This is a genomic window from Rhizobium brockwellii (assembly GCF_000769405.2).
GTDB lineage: Bacteria > Pseudomonadota > Alphaproteobacteria > Rhizobiales > Rhizobiaceae > Rhizobium > Rhizobium brockwellii.
This window is the reverse complement of record NZ_CP053439.1, coordinates 4,653,253-4,671,116: the sequence shown is the minus strand read 5'-3', so window position 1 is coordinate 4,671,116 and position 17,864 is coordinate 4,653,253. Positions and strand designations below refer to the sequence as shown.

Below are 17,864 nucleotides of genomic sequence, written 5' to 3'. Positions count from 1 at the left end.
AATCGTCGATCACATTCGGGCGCGGATCACTTCGGGCAAGCGTTGTCCGAGGTGTAATCGTGAACCTTGATGGTTCCCGCGATGATGTCGGCCTTGGCCTTGTCGACGGCAGCCTGCATTTCCGGCGTGATCAGTGACTTGTTGTGCTCATCGATCGCAGCGCCGACACCGTCTTCCTTGACGCCGAGCGCCTGGACGCCACCGGTGAACTTGTCGTTCTTGGTGTCGTTGTAGGCATTGTAGACGGCGAGGTCGACGCGCTTGACCATCGAGGTCAGGACCGAGCCCGGATGCAGATAGTTCTGGTTGGAATCGACGCCGATCGACAGCTTCTTGTTGTCGGCAGCGGTCTGCAGAACGCCGAGACCGGTGGCACCGGCTGCCGCATAAACGACGTCAGCGCCCTGGTCGATCTGGTTCTTGGTGAGCTCGCCGCCGCGGACCGGGTCATTCCAGGCAGCGCCCGTCGTGCCGGTCATGTTCTGAAAGACTTCGATATCGGCCTTGACGGAACGTGCGCCCTGTTCGTAGCCGCATTCGAACTTGCGGATCAGCGGAATATCCATGCCGCCGACGAAGCCGACCTTGCCTGACTTCGACGCCATGCCGGCGAGAACGCCGACGAGGTAGGAGCCTTCTTCTTCCTTGTAGACAACCGAGCGGACGTTCGGCTTGTCGACGACGGAGTCAACGATGATGAACTTGGTATCGGGGAATTCTGCTGCGACCTTCTCGATGGCCGAAGTCCAGGCGAAGGAAACGGCAACCACCGGATTGAAACCGCGGCTGGCGAAGTTGCGGATGGCCTGTTCGCCCTGGGTGTCGCCCGTCGGCTCGAAGTCGCGATAGGCAATGCCGGTCTCGGCCTTGAACTTCTCGGCGCCGTTATAGGCCGCCTCGTTGAAGGACTTATCGAACTTCCCGCCGGTGCCGTAAACCAGCGCCGGCTTGACATCGGCAGCAAGCGCCGTCGTCGACATGGCAGCCACGGCAAAGAGAGTGAGAAGGGATTTTTTCATTGTGCAGCCCTGTTGTTGCTATTCGTTAGGGGTCCTCCCGCAAGCCCTTTTCGGGCGTGTCTGCGGAACCACCGACCTCCCCCCGGAGGCCTGGCTGCGCGCATCCTTGCATGGCTCACGGAAAAATTCACCAGAAATTTTTCAGCTGGTAAAGATTTGCAGCGATTGCCGAAAATCAGCTCTTCGGAGCTGATTTTTGGACATTCTCTCCATCAGAATGCGGATTTTCTAGCCAATCCGGCGGCAAATGCCGACCCTGCAGAGGGGTGAGAGCCAACCGGATTAACTGCGTTTTTTATGCGGTGAAGCGACCGGCCACCGGCGGCTTCTTATAGCCGATCATCCACAGAAGCAGCGCGATCACCAGGAAAACGGCAAAGGCCGGCTGGAGCATCAGCCACTGGAAGATGACGGTGTAGAAACGCGGGTGGATATAATAGGAAAGGGAGGATTGCAGCGACGTCAGGGTTGTCGGGCTCACATCCTGCCAGGCATCGGAGATCGGCGTCATCACCACCGAGGACGCCGCAACCGATTGGATCGAATCGATGGTCCCGGCAATAACGGCCGCCGCAAGCGCGACAAGACTCGCCAGACGCAACAGGAAACGCATCAATTCCTCCGACGCTCGATATGCCGGACAATTCCGGCCGGCCGCGCCATTCTCCACCTTGAAGAATTACATAGTCGTCGATGAGGTGAAGCACAATGGAGTAGCCGAGGCGAGTTTTATCTGAAGAAGTCAAAAAACTGTTAGATTTCGGTTGATCGGCAAAAATTCATCGGTATATATCGCGCCGTTCCGACGATTTGCTCCTATCCGGGCGCGAACGCCAAAAAAGGACAGGTGGCCGAGTGGTTTAAGGCGCACGCCTGGAACGCGTGTGTACGTGAAAGCGTACCGTGGGTTCGAATCCCACCCTGTCCGCCATACCCTGATTTTCAATATTGATTCAAACCTTATCGAGAGCGGGACGCGGAAGCATTTTTGGCGGCACGCTTCGATAGGCATATTCTCAGGGGCGCTGAAGCAGGGCGCGTCCAATCGGCTTCGGATTCTCGCTGCGCAACACCAGAGATGTCGTCACGGCCCCAAAACGCGCGATCGTGTCAACGATCGTTTCCAGTTCTCCCGGCGACGGAACTAGCACCTTCAAAAGAAAACAGTCCTCTCCGGTGAGGCGCAGTACTTCCATGACCTGCGGCATCTCCGCGAACTGTTTCAAACAGGCCTTGATATGCTCATGCGTCGTGCGCAGGCGAAGCACAGCCGTCATTCCAATTCCCAAAGCGGTGGGGTCTATCCGGGCGGAGTAACCGACAATGATGCCGCGGTCTTCCAGCCGCTTGACCCGTTCTGATGCTGCCGGCTGGGAGAGCCCGACCCGTCGACCGAGTTCGGAAATCGCAATGCGTCCATTTTCCTGCATTGCCTCGATGATTGAGATATCGGTTGGATCGAGCAGCACCCGATTGTTTTCCTGAAAAGCCATGGGATCACCTTGAAATCATCGGAGAGGGACGCGGTTTTCCGATGATCATTCATTCCGAAGCAAATGAAAATGCATCATTTTCACCAGCGCGGATGATCAGAGGAAAACACATGAAGGACATCATCATATTGCCGGGGATCGGCGGTTCGGGCGAGGCTCATTGGCAAACACGCTGGGAAAGGTCGAACCCGGAAATGCGACGTTTTCAACCAGCCGATTGGGAAAACCCCGACCTGGCGGACTGGATTTCAGCCCTGGAGCGCGCCGTCGGCGCATTGGCGACCCCTCCCCTGCTGGTCGCCCACAGCCTTGCTTGTCTGCTGGTCGCTCATTGGCAGCAGGTTTCTTCGCTTGCCGTTGCCGGAGCGTTTCTTGTGGCGGTCCCGGATCCACAGTCCGCTTCATTCCCAAAGGAGGCGGCCGGATTCGCAAATCCGCCATCGCAAAAGATGCGCTTCCCCACTCTGATTATCGCAAGCGCCGATGATCCTTTCGGCACGCTCGACCATGCCCATGCGCGGGCGGATCTGTGGGGCAGCGGTCTTGTTGCGATCGGTCCTTTCGGCCATATCAATGGGCAAAGCGGCCTTGAGGACTGGCCCCAGGGAACAGATTTGCTGACGGCGTTCTCCGCCGGATTGGCAAAATCTGATCGGGCTTGATCCTGTTTTCGAGTTCACGATCAATTGGTCGAAACAGGTCTTTGCCTGTGCTGGACGCGTCGAGACGGTGCAACGAAATGCCCAGTTCGCAAGCGTGCGTCGAGGCTGATCGAATCCCGTCGCGCCGGCGGCGCGGCGAGGTTTGAAGCGTCGAAAGATTCCTGATTTTTTACCATGCAGCTTCACCGCGTCTTTGCACGTTTGGGTTTACCGTCTGCCAAAATCAAGAACAGAGGTAAAACAGGTGGAAGAACTTTCGGTGAAGTCGAAGATCATCAAATCCGTCTATTTCAGCCAGGACGACGGACGGCTCAGGATTTGTTTCAAGAATGGCGAGGAACGTCTGTTCGAAGGCGTTCCATCCTCGGAAGCCCATGCAATGACGGCGGCGCCGTCTCCCGGCCATTATTATCTCGACCGGATCAGAACCCGGTTTCGCAGACTGGCAGCCTGAAAAACCCGAGCGCATAGCGTTGTACGAGATCGGGACGAGGCCGGTGGATATTAACCGGTTGTTAGCCCTCGATATCATCTGGGTTGGATCGCCCCTGCCGGAAAGCGGCAACTTGTCGGCGCTGCCGGCCTGTTCAAGGTCGGCCAGCCGGGAGGCTCGGCGGCGGACCCCAGCCAGGAAGCCGAGCCTCCCCGTCACGGGTGCTAGTGGACCGTGATGGTGAAAGGCATGGGCGGCTCTCGGACGCCGGCATGCTCTGCTTGTCTGATGAAATGACCCGGAGCGGCTGCGACCTCATCATCCCCTCAACTAGCGAATTGGGGCTAATCCTGTGAAAAACCCGAATTGCCGCATCCGGACTCGACAACGCTTTATTAGGATGATTGCATAAATCGGGATAAAGACGGGGGTAATGATGTTCGAGAATCTGCTTGAGATGCAGGAGCGTGGCGCACGGGACCGTGCCCGTGGCCGCAGCCTAGCCGACAATCCGATGTCGAAGCCGGATATCCTGCCGATCACCGACTTCCAGGAATGGTACTCGATGTTCGATGCCTGGCGCTTCGGTTGGTCGATCGAGGATGCAATGGCGGGGCACATCAATATGCCCCGGGATGGCGGCGCCTTGTCCCAGACCTACACCAGAACGGTCTGATCGACCCTGTCCTCGGCGCCGAAGAATTTCAGGTAGCGTTCGACCTCGGCCGGGTCGCCGGTCGCTTTCTGCGGGTTGTCGGAGAGCTTCACCGCCGGACGGCCGTTGGCGTCGCTGACCTTGCAGACAACGGAGATCGGGTTGAGGCCGGAGATCTCGATCGGCGCGCAGCCGGAAAAATCGTTCGTCAGGTTGGTGCCCCAGCCGAAGCTCATGCGCACGCGGCCTTCGAAATGCCGGTAGGTATCGATGATGGCGTCGACATCGAGGCCGTCGGAGAAGATCAGCAGCTTCTGGCGCGGATCGCGGCCCATCTTCTTCCACCAGTCGATAATCTTTTCGCCGCCTTCGATCGGCGGGGCACTGTCCGGGCGGAAGCCGGTCCAGTCGGCGACCCATTCCGGCGCGTCGCGCAGAAAAGCGGCGGTGCCGAAGGCGTCCGGCAGGACGATCAGAAGGTTGCCGCCATAGAGCTTGTTCCAGTCGCGCAGGATCTTGTAGGGCGCGTTGCGCAACTGCTCATCGGTTTCGGCAAGGGCGGCGGCCACCATCGGCAGCTCGTGGGCATTGGTGCCGACGGCCTCGAGATCGGAATCCATCGCCAGCAATACATTGCTGGTACCGGCAAAGGCCGGGCCGATGCCTTCCTTCAGTGCCTCGACGCACCAGCGCTGCCAGAGGAAACTATGGCGGCGGCGGGTGCCGAAATCGGAGATACGCAAGCCCGGCAGTTCCTTCAGCCGTTCGACCTTCGACCACATCTTCGCCTTGGCGCGGGCATAGAGCACATCGAGTGTGAAGGGACCGAGCGCCTTCATCGCCGAGCGCGACCGCAGCTCATTGACGATGGCAAGCGCCGGGATTTCCCACATGGTGGTTTCCTTCCACGATCCGTGGAAATCCAGCACATATTGCCCGTCCTTCTTCGACAGCTCGTATTCGGGCAGCTGGAAATTGGAAAGCCAGGCGAGGAATTCCGGCTCGAAGATCTGGGCCCGGCCGTAGAAGCTGTTACCCGCAAGCCAGATCATCTCCTTCTTGGAGAGCCTCAGCGTGCGGGCATGATCGAGCTGCTCGCGCAATTCGCCTTCGTCAAGTTCCTCGGCCAGACGCACCCGTTTGGTGCGGTTAATGAGGGTAAAGGACGCGTTCACATCAGGATAGAGCTTCCAGATCATCTGCAGCATCAAAAGCTTGTAGAAGTCGGTATCGATCAGGCTGCGGATGATCGGATCGAGTTTCCAGGCGTGATTGTAGACGCGTCTTGCGATATCGGTCCTGGCCATGAAACTCCCGCCCCTGTCCACTCCGGTCAGGTGCTGCCAAATTCCCGGGTATTACCAAGTTCCGGGCCGGCGCACGAACCGGCTCGTGCGCCTTCTTATCGAAAAATCGGCGGCTAAAGTCCAGACAAAACAATAAACGTCCCGCAGCAGCACGGCTACGGGACGTGAACATGGTTTTACTCACGATTATTGGGGCGGCGTTGCGGGCGCCACATTCGGGGCGGCCGGCGTGGTGTTCGGCGTTTCGGTTGGAACGGCAGTACCGTTCTGTAGCGCCGGCGCGGCGGCCGGAGCAGGCTGCTGTGACTGAAGCTGCTGGCCTGGCTGCTGCGGCGCCACCTCGTTTGCCTCGCGGTTGCCCCAAATCTCGACCGGTATCCAGACCACGAAGGCAAGCACCAGCGCGACGATCAGCACCGTCAGGATGCGATAACCCGTGCGTCCCTGCCTTGCCTTCACCGGCGGGATCAGCTCTTCCTTGTGAAGCTTGCCATCGGACTTTTCCCAGCGTGTTTCCGTCTGATGCGCCATCATCGTTTCCTTCCGCTGTCTTAACCGGCCTCGCCGGCAAGAATTTCCGCAGAAGAAACGGGTGGCCGTCTGGAAGGTTCCGAAAGCTCAATAGCCGGCGGCGCGGTCGACCACGAATTGCAGCGGCTCGCCACGCTCGAAACGGGCGATCTGTGTCTCGACATGACGGAACAGCGCGTTTTCTTCGGAAACGGCCGCGTCGTGCGGCGTGAGGAAGACGTTCTGCAAGTCCCACAATGGGTTGTCTGATGCAAGCGGCTCCACCTCGAAGACATCGAGGGAAGCGCCGCCGAGGGTGCCGTCACGGATGGCGGAAAGGATATCGCCCTCGACCTGGCTCTTGCCGCGGCCGGCATTGATGAAGACCGGTTGCCCGAGCGCACCGTTGCGGCGCAGCTTCGCAAACAGCCCGGCGTCATAGAATCCTGCTGTTTCAGGCGTCAGCGGCAGCAGGCCGACGAGGATGTCGGTGCTTGCGAGGAAGCTGTCCAATTCGCTGGCGTCAAAGGTTTCGACGCCGTCGATCTGCTTGCGGGTGCGCGACCAGCCGATGACGTTAAAACCCATCACCCTCAGCTTGGCGACCGCGTCCTGTCCGAGAATGCCGAGGCCCATGACGCCGACCGTCACCTCAGCCGCCTCCGGCGCGATCAGTTTGGCCCATTCCCGTTGCCGCTGGTGGTTGTCATGGGCGTATTGCCCGCGCAGATGCATCAGGCATTGCATGACCACCCATTCGCTCATGCGCGTCGTCAGGCTGCGGTCGACGAAGCGAACGATCGGGATCTCGGGCAGGCCGGCCATGCCGATGATGTGGTCGACGCCGGCGCCGCCGGAGAAGATCACTTTCAGGTTCGGCGCCCGCGCGAAAAGGTCGGCATCCGGTTTCCAGAGAAGCGCGTATTCGACCTCACGGAGATCGCGTGCCCGATCGGCCGGATTGGCGAGATTGATGCTGCCGCGGTCGGCAAACGCCGTCTTCAGCACGCGGGCGACGCCTTCGGGATTGAACTTGATGTCGACGAGAACGGGAGGAGTTGCGGACATGATCTTCTTTATTGCTGTACGGCGGGTGTCGGCACCGCCTCGATGTTGAAAGCAGCGGCCATCAGTGCCCGGGTGTAATCGTCCTTCGGCGCGCGGAAGATTTCCGCTGACGGGCCCTGCTCCACCACCTTGCCGAACCGCATGACGATGACGTCATTGGCGAGCGCCTTCACCACCTTCAGGTCGTGGCTGATGAAGAGATAGGCGAGATCATGCTTCTTCTGCAGATCGCGCAGCAGATCGACGACCTGCGCCTGCACGCTCATGTCGAGCGCGGAGGTCGGCTCGTCGAGCATGACGAAGCGCGGCTTCAGCACCATGGCCCGGGCAATGGCAATGCGCTGGCGCTGGCCGCCGGAGAATTCATGCGGATAACGCCAGCGGGTGAGCGGATCGAGGCCCACCTCCTCCAGCGCCCAGCAGACGCGCTGGTCGCGTTCTTCAGCGGTCAGGGAGAGCTCATGCACCTTCAGCCCCTCGGCGACGATATCGCCGACCGACATGCGCGGGCTGAGCGAGCCGTAAGGATCCTGGAAGACGACCTGCAGCTGGTTGCGAAGCGGCCGCATCTCGTTGAACGAATAGCCGGCTATATCCCTGCCGACAAAGGCAATCCGACCTTGCGAGGAGATCAGCCGGGTGAGCGCCAGGCCGAGCGTGGTCTTGCCGGAACCGGACTCGCCGACGACGCCGAGCGTCTGGCCGGCGCGCAGCGAAAGATCGATGCCGTCGACCGCCTTGACGTGATCGACGACGCGACGCATCAGCCCAGCCTTGATCGGGAACCAGACGCGGATATCCGAACCTTCCATCACCATCGGTTTCGACGGATCGGCCAGCGGCGGCTCGCCGCGCGGTTCGGAGGCGAGAAGGTGCCGGGTATATTCATGCTTCGGATTGGCGAAGACGTCCTCGACGGTGCCGGTTTCGACGATCCTGCCCTTGGTCATGACGCAGACGCGATCGGCGAATTTGCGCACAATGCCGAGATCATGAGTGATGAACAGCATCGACATGCCGTGGACGGCTTTTAACTGCCGGAGCAATTCGAGGATCTGCGCCTGTACGGTGACGTCGAGCGCGGTGGTCGGCTCGTCGGCGATCAGCAGCTCCGGACGGTTGGCGAGCGCCATGGCGATCATGACGCGCTGGCGCTGGCCACCTGACAGTTCGTGTGGATAGGCTTTCAACCGTTTTTCGGGTTCGCGGATGCCGACCTGGTTCAGCAATTCCAGTACGCGCCCACGCGCCGACTGACCGGTGAGGCCTTGGTGGAGGGCGAGGATCTCGGCGATCTGCTTCTCGATCGAATGAAGCGGATTGAGCGAGGTCATCGGCTCCTGGAAGATCATGGTGATGTCGTTGCCGCGCACTTCACGCAGGTCCCGCTCCGACGCCTTCAAGAGGTCCTTGCCCTTGAAGAGGATTTCGCCGGAGGGATGGCTTGCGGAAGGATAAGGCAAAAGCCGCAGGATCGAGTTGGCCGAAACCGATTTGCCGGAGCCGGATTCGCCGACGAGCGCCACGACCTCGCCTTTGGCGATATCGAAGGAGATGTGATCGACGGCAAGCGAGGTCTCTCCGCCCTGATGAAAGGCAACCGAGAGATCGCGAACGGAAAGCAGCGGTTCTGTCATGTCACTCATTGAAACGTCTTCCTCGGATCGAAGGCATCGCGCACGGCTTCGCCGATGAAGATCAGCAGGGAAAGCATGATCGACATGGCAAAGAAGGCCGTCAGCCCGAGCCATGGCGCCTGCAGATTGGTCTTGCCCTGCGCGATCATCTCGCCGAGCGAGGGGGAGCCCGGCGGCATGCCGAAGCCAAGGAAATCGAGCGAGGTCAGCGTCGTGATCGAGCCGGAGAGGATGAAGGGCAGGAAGGTCAGCGTCGCGACCATGGCGTTCGGCAGCAGATGGCGCCACATGATGGTGCGATTGTTGACGCCGAGCGCGCGGGCGGCGCGGACATATTCGAAATTGCGGGCGCGCAGGAATTCGGCGCGCACGATGCCGACGAAGCCGACCCAGGAGAAGAGCAGCATGATGCCGAGCAGCACGAAGAAGCCGGGCGGCAGGAGTGCGGCGATGATCAGCAGGATGTAGAGCACCGGCATCGACGACCAGATCTCGATGAAGCGCTGCAACAGCAGATCGGTCCAGCCGCCGAAATAGCCCTGCACCGCACCCGCCGTCACGCCGAGGATCGCCGAGCAGATGGTCAGCACCAGGCCGAAGAGCACCGATATGCGGAAGCCGTAGATGACGCGCGCCAACACGTCGCGCGCCTGGTCGTCAGTGCCGAGCCAGTTGAGATTGCCGGGGGTGCAGTCCGGATCGTTCGCCCCTTGCGGATAACCGGCGCAACGCTGCTCCTTCGTCATCAGCCAGAAGGGGGCGGTGGGGGCCGAATGCGGAATATTGGAATTGACCGAGCGGTAGGAATAGCGGATCGGTGGCCAGATCATCCAGCCATTGGCATTGATCTCGTCGGTTATAACCGAGGAACGGTAGTCGGTTTCGGCCAGAAAGCCGCCGAACTTCTCCTCGGGATAGTCGATGAGAACAGGAAAGAGGATCTCGCCCTTGTAGGAGGCGATGATCGGCCGGTCGTTGGCGAGGAACTCGGCGAACAGGCTGAGCACGAACAACACCAGGAACAGCCACAGCGACCAGTAACCGCGACCGTTCGCCTTGAAATTCTGCCAGCGGCGGATGTTGGTCGGCGACAGCAGGCCCTTGCGCGGCGGCTTGACGGGTGTTGTGACTGCAGGATTTGCGGCGGCGTCCATCAGACATCCCTCCGCTCGAAATCGATACGCGGATCGATCCAGGTGTAGATCAGGTCGGAAACCAGGCTGACGACGAGGCCGAGCAGCGAGAAGATGTAGAGGGTGGCGAAGACGATCGGGTAATCCCGGTTGACGACCGAGAGATAGCCGAGACGGCCGAGACCATCCAGCGAGAAGATATTTTCGATCAACAGCGAGCCGGTGAAGAAAGCGGAAATGAAGGCGCCGGGAAAACCGGCAATGATGATCAGCATGGCGTTGCGAAAGACATGACCGTAGAGCACCTGCCGCTGGTTCAGGCCCTTGGCGCGGGCGGTGACGACATATTGCTTCTTGATCTCCTCGATGAAGGAATTCTTGGTCAAAAGCGTCGTCGTTGCGAAGGCCGACAGGGAGAGCGAGATCAGCGGCAAGGTGAGGTGCCAGAAATAGTCAAGCGGCTTCTGCCACCAGGCCAGTTGGTCGAAATTATCGGAGACCAGGCCGCGCAGCGGAAACCAGTCATAGAAGGACCCACCGGCAAAAAGCACGATCAGGAGAATGCCGAAGAGGAAGCTCGGCACCGCGTAACCGACGACGATGACGCCCGACGTCCAGACATCGAAGGTCGATCCATCCTTGATCGCCTTGCGGATACCGAGCGGGATGGAGATGGCATAGGAGAAGATCAGGATCCAGATGCCGAGCGAGATCGACACCGGCAGCTTCTCCTTGATGAGTTCGAGCACGGAGGTGTTGCGGAAGAAACTCTCGCCGAAATCGAAGCGGATGTAGTTCCACATCATCTCGCCAAAACGGGTCAGCGGCGGCTTGTCGAAGCCGAACTGCTTTTCGAGCTTGGCGATCAGTTCCGGGTCGAGCCCCTGGGCACCGCGATATTTCGAGCCTTCATCGCTGCCGCCGCCGCTGAGAAGATCGCCACCGCCGGACAGGCGCTGGTCGGCACTATCGGCCTGACCGGTCAATTGGGCGATCACCTGCTCGACGGGGCCGCCGGGCGCGAACTGGATGACGATGAAGGAAATCGCCATGATGCCGACGATGGTCGGGATCATCAGAAGCAGGCGGCGAAGAATATAGGCGCCCATCAGCCTTCAGCCTCCGGGAATGTTTTTCCTGTCTGCCTGCCGTCCAGTCTCATGCCGCTCAATCCGCCAGCCTTCCCTTGCCGGCCCTGCCGGCTTGTCGTGATTCGCTCGTGCCATTTGGAGCCGAGGGCCCCTGCATTGCAAGCCCGCTCATTTTACCGAGGTCGACCACCAAGCATCGGGGAAGCCAAGGCTGTAGGCCGGAAACTCGGCCGGATGCGTGAGCGTGTTCCAATAGGCGATGTTATAAGTATCGCGGTAGAACAGCGGGATGACGTAGTGATTTGCAAGCAAGACCCGATCCATGGCCTTGATCGCTGCGATCTGCTCGTCGCGGTTCGGCGCGAAGATAATCATGCGAATGAGCTCATCAACGGCGGGGTTGGCAATGCCCGCATAATTGCGGGAACCCTGTTGGTTGACCGAACCGGATCCCCAATAGTCGGCTTGTTCGTTGCCCGGATTCATGGTCTCCGCCCAGACATTCCAGATCATATCGTAGTCGAAGCTGCGTTCACGGTTGACAGATTGCGAGGCATCGACTGTTCGGATCCGCGCATCGATGCCGATTTTCCTGAGATTGTTGGCATAAGGCACCGCCCAGCGCTCCAACATGGGGCTCGACAACAGGATCTCGAAACTCATCGGCTGGCCCGTCTTGGTATTGACCATGCGATTGCCCTTCAGCTCCCAGCCGGCTTCTTTGAAAAGCGCAATCGCCTTGCGGAGGTTATCGCGGCTTTTCTGCGGATCGCCGCCGACGGGATTGATATAGGGGGTGGTGAAGATTTCTGCCGGCACCTTATCCTTCATGCCCTGCAGAATTTCCAGCTCTCTGCCCTGTGGCAGGCCGGAGGAGGCGAGTTCGGTGTTCCAGAAATAGCTGTCGATGCGTTTGTAACTGTTAAAGGCCACAGTGCGGTTCAGCTCCTCAAAATCCAGACCATAGTTCAGCGCCTCGCGGACCCTGATGTCCTTGAAGAGGTCACGTCGCATGTTGGGCACGAGAGCCTGCATGATGCCGGTGGCGCGCAGCGGGTTTGCAACCTCCTCTTTTTTGACACGTCCTTCCTTCACCGCGGGAAAATCATATCCCGTCGCCCAACGGGCAGCCGTGGTTTCCTGCCAGTAGTCGCTGTTGCCAGCGCGAAAGGCCTCGAACTCGACATCCCGATCGCCGAAATAGGTGTAGTTGACGTTGCGGAAATTGTTCTGGCCGACATTTACATTGAGGTCCTTGCCCCAATAGTCGTCACGCAATTCATAACGGATCGTTGCGCCGGGCGAGAAGGAAGCGATCTTGTACGGCCCCGAACCCATCACGGGCTCCAGCGTCGTTTTAGAAATGTCGCGCGGCTTGCCATCCGGTCCGGGCGCTTCCCACCAATGCTTCGGCACGACCATCAACTGACCGAGAATGTTCGGCAGTTCGCGGTTGTTCTTCTCATCGAAGGTGAAGGTGACGTCACGCTCGCCGGTCTTTTCCGCTTTGACAACGTGGTGGTAATAGTTCGAGGCGAGGGGATTTAATTCCTTGGTCTTGTCCAGACTGAAAATGACGTCTTCCGGCGTGACCGGCTGACCATCCGCCCATTTCGCTTCCTTGCGCAGGCGGAAGGTCGCGCTCGAGACGTCGGCGGGAAAAGACAATCCCTCGGCAAGCAGACCGTAGGAGACGAGCAGCTCGTCGTCGGCGGGCTTCATCAACGTGTCGTAAACGAGCGTCAGGCCCACTGCCGCCTGGCCTTTGGCGAGCAGCGGGTTGAAGGTGTCGAAAGCGCCGCTTGCGGAGAGGCGCAGGTCTCCGCCTTTCGGTGCATCGGGATTGACGTAGTCGAAATGCGCAAAGCCCGGCTTGTACTTCATCTCGCTGATGACCGAGCTTCCGATCTGAAAGGGCTGGTCCTGACCCGCTGCCGGCATTGGCGCCAGAGCACCCGCAAGCGATAGAAACAAACCGATCTTCGACCACAGAGCCGCCATTCACGCTTTCCCCTGATTATTGATGGGTCCGACAATACGAAAAATACCGGCGAAAAACAGGAGAGAGTTTGGTTTTTGCCGGGCGCGCGAAATTTTGAGGCATCGGGCCTGTGTCAAGGCGTGGCGTCTTCGAGCCGCCTGAGCCGCTGCGGCGATCCGTCACCGCCGCTTGCCCGCATCGCCAGCCAAAAACATTGATTCACCAAAATCGCTTTTCACGATAGATTCGATCGCAAATCACTTCGGCAGCGGTTCAAGGGAACAGTATGGCTTTCGGCTTCGCTCAGGCTTTCAGAACATTCGGCAAACTGACGCTTGCCGGCGCAATCGGTGCAAGCCTTGCCGCCGGCGACGTCGGCGCCCAACAAAAGACGCCGAGCCCGGGTAGCGCCAAGGGGCAGTTCGGCGCCGTCGGCCTGCCGACGCAGGGACCGGCGCAACCGATCGGCTTTTACGCGAAGGGCTGCATGACGGGTGCGGTGGCGCTGCCGACCGACGGGCCGACCTGGGAGGCGATGCGGCTTTCGCGCAATCGCCGCTGGGGCAATCCGGCGATGATCGCGCTGCTCGAACGTCTTTCTGAGGACGGGGTCAAATATGCCGGCTGGCCTGGAATTCTCGTCGGCGACATTGCGCAGCCGCGCGGCGGGCCGATGCTGAACGGCCATGCCTCGCACCAGATCGGCCTCGATGCCGACATCTGGTTTACGCCGATGCCCGCGCGCCGCATGACGGCTCAGGAGCGCGAGGATCTGCCCTTCACCACCATGCTGCAAAAGGACAAGTTCCTGACCGTCGACCCCAAGGTCTGGACGCAATCGCGCGCGCGGCTGCTGATGCTGGCGGCAAGCTATCCCGAGGTGGAGCGCATCTTCGTCAATCCGGCGATCAAGAAAAAGATGTGTGATACCTGGACGGGCGACCGCACCAATCTCGGCAAGCTCCGGCCGGAATACGGCCATGACTCGCATTTTCACATCCGGATCAAGTGCCCGCCAGGTGCTGCGGGATGCACGCCGCAGGCCCCCGTCGTTGCCGGCGACGGCTGCGACAAGTCGCTCGCCTGGTGGTTCACTCCGGCGCCCTGGGCGCCGCCGAAACCGCCGAAGCCCGGCGCCAAGCCGCCGAAGCCGCCGCGCGAGATGATGGTCTCCGACCTGCCCAAGGCCTGCGCCGCCGTGCTCGATGCTGCTTCCGTCGCCTCGATGCAGGCCGCCACCTATGGCGGCCCTTCCGCCGCAAGCGCGCTCACCGCCGCTCCGGCCGCGGCGCCTGCCGCTGACGCCGACGGCGCTTTGCCCGATGTCGGCCCGGTTCCCAACGACAAGCCGGCGATACAATGATCGAGGTCCTGGGACCGAACCCTGAGACCCAACCTTGGGACAGAACCCCGGGGGCCGAGGCCCGGGGTGTGCTGTCTTTCAAATCGCAAATTCTTGGTATAAAGCGGTCAAATCGATTGAATTGTTCGGGCGGAGAGGTTGATGGCCGGCGGCAAATGCCTTGCATTGATTGCGCATGACCAGAAGAAAGACGATATGGCGGATTTCGCCCGCGCCCACAGGGACGTTCTCTCCCGTTGGAAGATCGTCGCCACCGGCACCACCGGCGGGCGCGTGCTCGACGCTGCCCCCGACCTCAACGTCACCAGGCTGAAAAGCGGGCCGCTCGGCGGCGACCAGCAGATCGGCGCCTTGATTTCGACCGGCGAGGTCGACGCCCTGATCTTCTTCGTCGACCCTTTGACGCCGATGCCGCACGATGTCGACGTGAAGGCGCTAATGCGGCTGGCGATCGTCTATGATATTCCGATGGCGCTCAACCACGCGACCGCTATAAAACTTCTTCCCACACTCGAAGCCTGATCAGCACGGAACCGGCCATGCCAAAACTGAACAACAGCACCGCTCCGATGCCTTTCCCGATCCTGATCGGCGATATCGGCGGCACAAATGCCCGCTTCTCCATCCTGAGCGATGCCTATGCCGAGCCGAAGCAGTTTCCGAACGTGCGCACGGCGGATTTCGCCACGATCGACGAAGCGATCCAGCAAGGCGTTCTCGACAAGACCGCCGTGCAGCCGCGCTCGGCGATCCTCGCCGTCGCCGGCCCGATCAGCGACGACGAGATCCCGCTGACCAATTGCGACTGGGTGGTGCGGCCGAAGACCATGATCGAGGGCCTCGGCATAGAGGATGTGCTCGTCGTTAACGATTTCGAGGCGCAGGCGCTGGCGATCGCCGCGCTTTCGGATGAAAACCGCGAGCGCATCGGCGACGCCACCGGCGACATGATCGCCTCCCGCGTCGTGCTCGGACCGGGCACCGGCCTCGGCGTCGGCGGGCTCGTGCATGCCCAGCACAGCTGGATCCCGGTTCCCGGCGAAGGCGGCCATATCGATCTCGGGCCGCGCAGCAAGCGCGATTATGACATCTTCCCGCATATCGAGATGATCGAAGGCCGCGTTTCGGCCGAGCAGATCCTCTGCGGGCGCGGCCTCGTCAACCTCTACCATGCCATCTGCATTGTCGACGGCATCACGCCGACGATGAAGGATCCGGCCGACATCACCTCGCACGCGCTTGCCGGCAGCGACAAGGCGGCCGTAGAGACCGTCTCGCTGTTTGCCACCTATCTCGGCCGCGTGGCGGGCGACATGGCGATGGTGTTCATGGCGCGCGGCGGCGTCTATCTGTCCGGCGGCATCTCGCAGAAGATCATCCCGGCGCTAAAGAGACCGGAATTCCGCATCGCCTTCGAGGACAAGGCACCGCATACGGCGCTGCTTCGCACCATCCCGACCTATGTGGTGACGCATCCGCTGGCAGCGCTCGCTGGGCTTTCCTCCTATGCGCGCATGCCGGCGAATTTCGGCGTCTCGACCGAGGGCCGCCGCTGGCGCCGTTAGGCCCGGCACGCAAAGCAAATAGAGCGTCCTTGGCGCGTCCTATCCGGGCGCGCGGCGCTCTAGCCAAACCGGTCCCAACTCTTTATAGACCCCGGCAAATGTGCGCGTCGCCTTCGCGGGGCGCTTGGTCCGAGACAGGAAACCTCATTTTTGGAAGCGGCGGAAAGCAGAACGCAGAGCGTCAGCAGCGATACCGTAACCGGCATCCTGAAGCGCATCATCGCTGAAAACGGCCGCGACCATCTGTGGGGCTATGTCTTTGCGATCGCCTGCCTCATCGTGGTGGCGCTTTCGACGGCGTTCACCGCCTGGATCATGCGAGCGATCATCGACGAGGCCTTCGCCAATCGGCGTGCCGACGTCGTCTGGATCATCTGTCTTTCGATCTTCATCGCCTTCGTGCTGCGCGGTTTTGCGAGCTACGGTCAGGCGGTGGCGCTGTCCAAGGTCGGCAACGATATCGTCGCCCGCTACCAGCGCCGGCTCTATGCGCATCTGATGACGCTTTCGGTCGGCTTCTTCAGCGAGGCGCGCTCTGCACATATCGCCGCGCAGGTGAGCCAGAATGTCAGCGGCATCCGCGACGTGCTCAACCTGACGATCACCTCGACAGTGCGCGACCTGCTGACCTTCGTTTCTCTGCTCGCCGTGATGATCCTCCAGGATCCGCTGCTCAGCCTTGCCGTGTTCATCATGGCCCCGCCGCTGCTTTATGCGCTGCGTTATGTTTCCAAGCGGCTGCGCTCGGCGACGCGCGAGGCCGTGCATCTGAACAGCCACGTTCTCGGCGCCATGCAGGAAACGATCCAGGGTATCGCCATCGTGAAAGCCTTCACGATGGAAGAAGAACTGGAAGGCAAGGTCAACAAGCTCATCAAGGGCGCCGAAAGCCGGGCGAACCGGATTGCCCGGCTTTCCGAACGCACCTCTCCTCTGACGGAGAGTTTCGCGGGCTTTGCCGTCGCCAGCGTGCTTGCCTATGCCGCCTACCGCTCGATCTACTACAATGTGCCGCCCGGCGCCTTCTTCTCCTTCGTCACCGCGCTGCTGCTTGCCTATGACCCGGCCCGACGGCTTGCCCGCCTGCAGGTGCAGATGGAGCGTGCCGTCGTCAATGCGCGGATGATCTACGAGTTGCTCGACATGGAACCGCGCCAGCGGGACCTGCCGGATGCCCGGCCGCTGACGGTGACGCAGGCAAGGATCGAATTCCGCAATGTTTCCTTCGCCTACGGCAATGAGAGCGTGCTCAGCGGCGTCAGTTTCACCGCCGAGGGCGGCGCGACGACGGCGCTGGTCGGCCCGTCGGGCGCCGGCAAATCCACCGTCATCAGCCTCATTCCGCGCTTCTACGACCCGCGCGAAGGCGAAATCCTGATCGACGGGCAGGACATCGCCCACATCACCAAGAAGTCGCTGCGCCAGCAGCTCGCCTATGTATCGCAGCAGCCCTATCTGTTCGAGGGCACGATCCGCGACAATATCCGCTATGGCCGGCCGGAAGCGACCGATGCCGAGGTGGAAGAAGCGGCGCGGCTTGCCTACGCGCATGACTTCATCTCAGCACAGCCGCAGGGTTACGAGACGGCGGTCGGCGAAAACGGCGTGACGCTTTCCGGCGGCCAGCGCCAGCGGCTGTCGATCGCACGCGCCCTGGTGCGCAATGCGCCGATCCTGCTTCTCGACGAGGCGACCTCGGCCCTCGACACCGAATCCGAAGCAGCCGTGCAGAAGGCGCTCGACGAAGCGATGAGCGGACGCACCGTCGTCGTCATCGCCCATCGGCTGTCGACCGTGGTGCGCGCCGACAAGATCGTCGTCATGCAGCAGGGTCGCGTCGTCGAGGAAGGCAACCACGAGACGCTTGCGAAGGTCAGCGACGGTCTTTACGCTCGCCTCAACAACCTGCAGAGGCCTTCGGCCTCCGATTCAAACTGACCTGGCGAG

Annotated in this window: 17 protein-coding genes and 1 tRNA gene; 8 read left to right on the top strand and 10 right to left on the bottom strand. The window is 60.8% G+C overall.

Annotated features, from left to right (window positions below):
* Window positions 1-26: 26 nt before the first annotated feature.
* Window positions 27-1,019, bottom strand: coding sequence for a BMP family lipoprotein (locus RLCC275e_RS22745; protein WP_018070332.1), 993 nt, complete (start codon window positions 1,017-1,019; stop codon window positions 27-29).
* 295 nt (window positions 1,020-1,314) lie between these two features.
* On the bottom strand, window positions 1,315-1,632 hold the full coding sequence (locus tag RLCC275e_RS22740; RefSeq protein ID WP_003555860.1) for a hypothetical protein: 318 nt from the start codon (window positions 1,630-1,632) through the stop codon (window positions 1,315-1,317).
* 228 nt (window positions 1,633-1,860) lie between these two features.
* Between RLCC275e_RS22740 and RLCC275e_RS22735 the strand changes: the two genes are divergently transcribed.
* Window positions 1,861-1,950, top strand: a tRNA-Ser gene (locus RLCC275e_RS22735).
* 85 nt (window positions 1,951-2,035) lie between these two features.
* Here RLCC275e_RS22735 and RLCC275e_RS22730 read toward each other — a convergent pair.
* The gene (locus RLCC275e_RS22730; protein WP_033181129.1) at window positions 2,036-2,512 is read right to left on the bottom strand and encodes an Lrp/AsnC family transcriptional regulator; all 477 of its coding nucleotides are present in this window, start codon (window positions 2,510-2,512) and stop codon (window positions 2,036-2,038) included.
* 41 nt (window positions 2,513-2,553) lie between these two features.
* Here RLCC275e_RS22730 and RLCC275e_RS22725 point away from each other — a divergent pair, with 41 nt between their 5' ends.
* From RLCC275e_RS22725 to RLCC275e_RS22715, 3 genes are all read left to right on the top strand, one after another.
* Complete coding sequence (locus RLCC275e_RS22725) at window positions 2,554-3,174, top strand: RBBP9/YdeN family alpha/beta hydrolase (protein WP_033181128.1); 621 nt, start codon at window positions 2,554-2,556, stop codon at window positions 3,172-3,174.
* 244 nt (window positions 3,175-3,418) lie between these two features.
* Complete coding sequence (locus RLCC275e_RS22720) at window positions 3,419-3,628, top strand: KTSC domain-containing protein (RefSeq protein ID WP_028758181.1); 210 nt, start codon at window positions 3,419-3,421, stop codon at window positions 3,626-3,628.
* 415 nt (window positions 3,629-4,043) lie between these two features.
* Window positions 4,044-4,283: a CrpP-related protein gene (locus RLCC275e_RS22715; RefSeq protein ID WP_003555856.1), complete on the top strand. Its 240-nt coding sequence runs from the start codon at window positions 4,044-4,046 to the stop codon at window positions 4,281-4,283.
* Here RLCC275e_RS22715 and pncB read toward each other — a convergent pair.
* From pncB to RLCC275e_RS22680, 7 genes are all read right to left on the bottom strand, one after another.
* Window positions 4,265-5,569: a nicotinate phosphoribosyltransferase gene (gene pncB / locus RLCC275e_RS22710; protein WP_003555854.1), complete on the bottom strand. Its 1,305-nt coding sequence runs from the start codon at window positions 5,567-5,569 to the stop codon at window positions 4,265-4,267. The genes RLCC275e_RS22715 and pncB overlap by 19 nt on opposite strands.
* 186 nt (window positions 5,570-5,755) lie before the next feature.
* A complete protein-coding gene (locus tag RLCC275e_RS22705; protein WP_082229748.1) occupies window positions 5,756-6,103 on the bottom strand; it encodes a hypothetical protein in 348 nt (115 codons plus the stop codon).
* Window positions 6,104-6,187: 84 nt separating this feature from the next.
* Entirely contained in the window at window positions 6,188-7,147 is a 960-nt protein-coding gene (locus RLCC275e_RS22700; RefSeq protein WP_033181127.1) for a 2-hydroxyacid dehydrogenase, read from the bottom strand.
* Window positions 7,148-7,155: 8 nt separating this feature from the next.
* Window positions 7,156-8,793: an ABC transporter ATP-binding protein gene (locus tag RLCC275e_RS22695; RefSeq protein WP_033181126.1), complete on the bottom strand. Its 1,638-nt coding sequence runs from the start codon at window positions 8,791-8,793 to the stop codon at window positions 7,156-7,158.
* A complete protein-coding gene (locus RLCC275e_RS22690) occupies window positions 8,790-9,938 on the bottom strand; it encodes an ABC transporter permease (RefSeq protein WP_033181125.1) in 1,149 nt (382 codons plus the stop codon). Before RLCC275e_RS22690 ends, RLCC275e_RS22695 begins: the two co-directional genes overlap by 4 nt.
* Entirely contained in the window at window positions 9,938-11,026 is a 1,089-nt protein-coding gene (locus tag RLCC275e_RS22685; RefSeq protein ID WP_130707914.1) for a microcin C ABC transporter permease YejB, read from the bottom strand. The genes RLCC275e_RS22690 and RLCC275e_RS22685 overlap by 1 nt, the downstream gene beginning before the upstream one ends.
* Window positions 11,027-11,176: 150 nt before the next feature.
* Window positions 11,177-13,009: an extracellular solute-binding protein gene (locus RLCC275e_RS22680; RefSeq protein WP_033181123.1), complete on the bottom strand. Its 1,833-nt coding sequence runs from the start codon at window positions 13,007-13,009 to the stop codon at window positions 11,177-11,179.
* 266 nt (window positions 13,010-13,275) lie between these two features.
* Here RLCC275e_RS22680 and mepA point away from each other — a divergent pair, with 266 nt between their 5' ends.
* From mepA to RLCC275e_RS22660, 4 genes are all read left to right on the top strand, one after another.
* Complete coding sequence (gene mepA / locus RLCC275e_RS22675; protein ID WP_033181122.1) at window positions 13,276-14,352, top strand: penicillin-insensitive murein endopeptidase; 1,077 nt, start codon at window positions 13,276-13,278, stop codon at window positions 14,350-14,352.
* Between the two features lie 141 nt (window positions 14,353-14,493).
* Entirely contained in the window at window positions 14,494-14,874 is a 381-nt protein-coding gene (locus RLCC275e_RS22670) for a methylglyoxal synthase (RefSeq protein WP_033181121.1), read from the top strand.
* Between the two features lie 17 nt (window positions 14,875-14,891).
* On the top strand, window positions 14,892-15,917 hold the full coding sequence (locus RLCC275e_RS22665; protein WP_033181120.1) for a glucokinase: 1,026 nt from the start codon (window positions 14,892-14,894) through the stop codon (window positions 15,915-15,917).
* 150 nt (window positions 15,918-16,067) lie between these two features.
* Entirely contained in the window at window positions 16,068-17,855 is a 1,788-nt protein-coding gene (locus tag RLCC275e_RS22660) for an ABC transporter ATP-binding protein (RefSeq protein WP_003555842.1), read from the top strand.
* Window positions 17,856-17,864 lie beyond the last annotated feature (9 nt).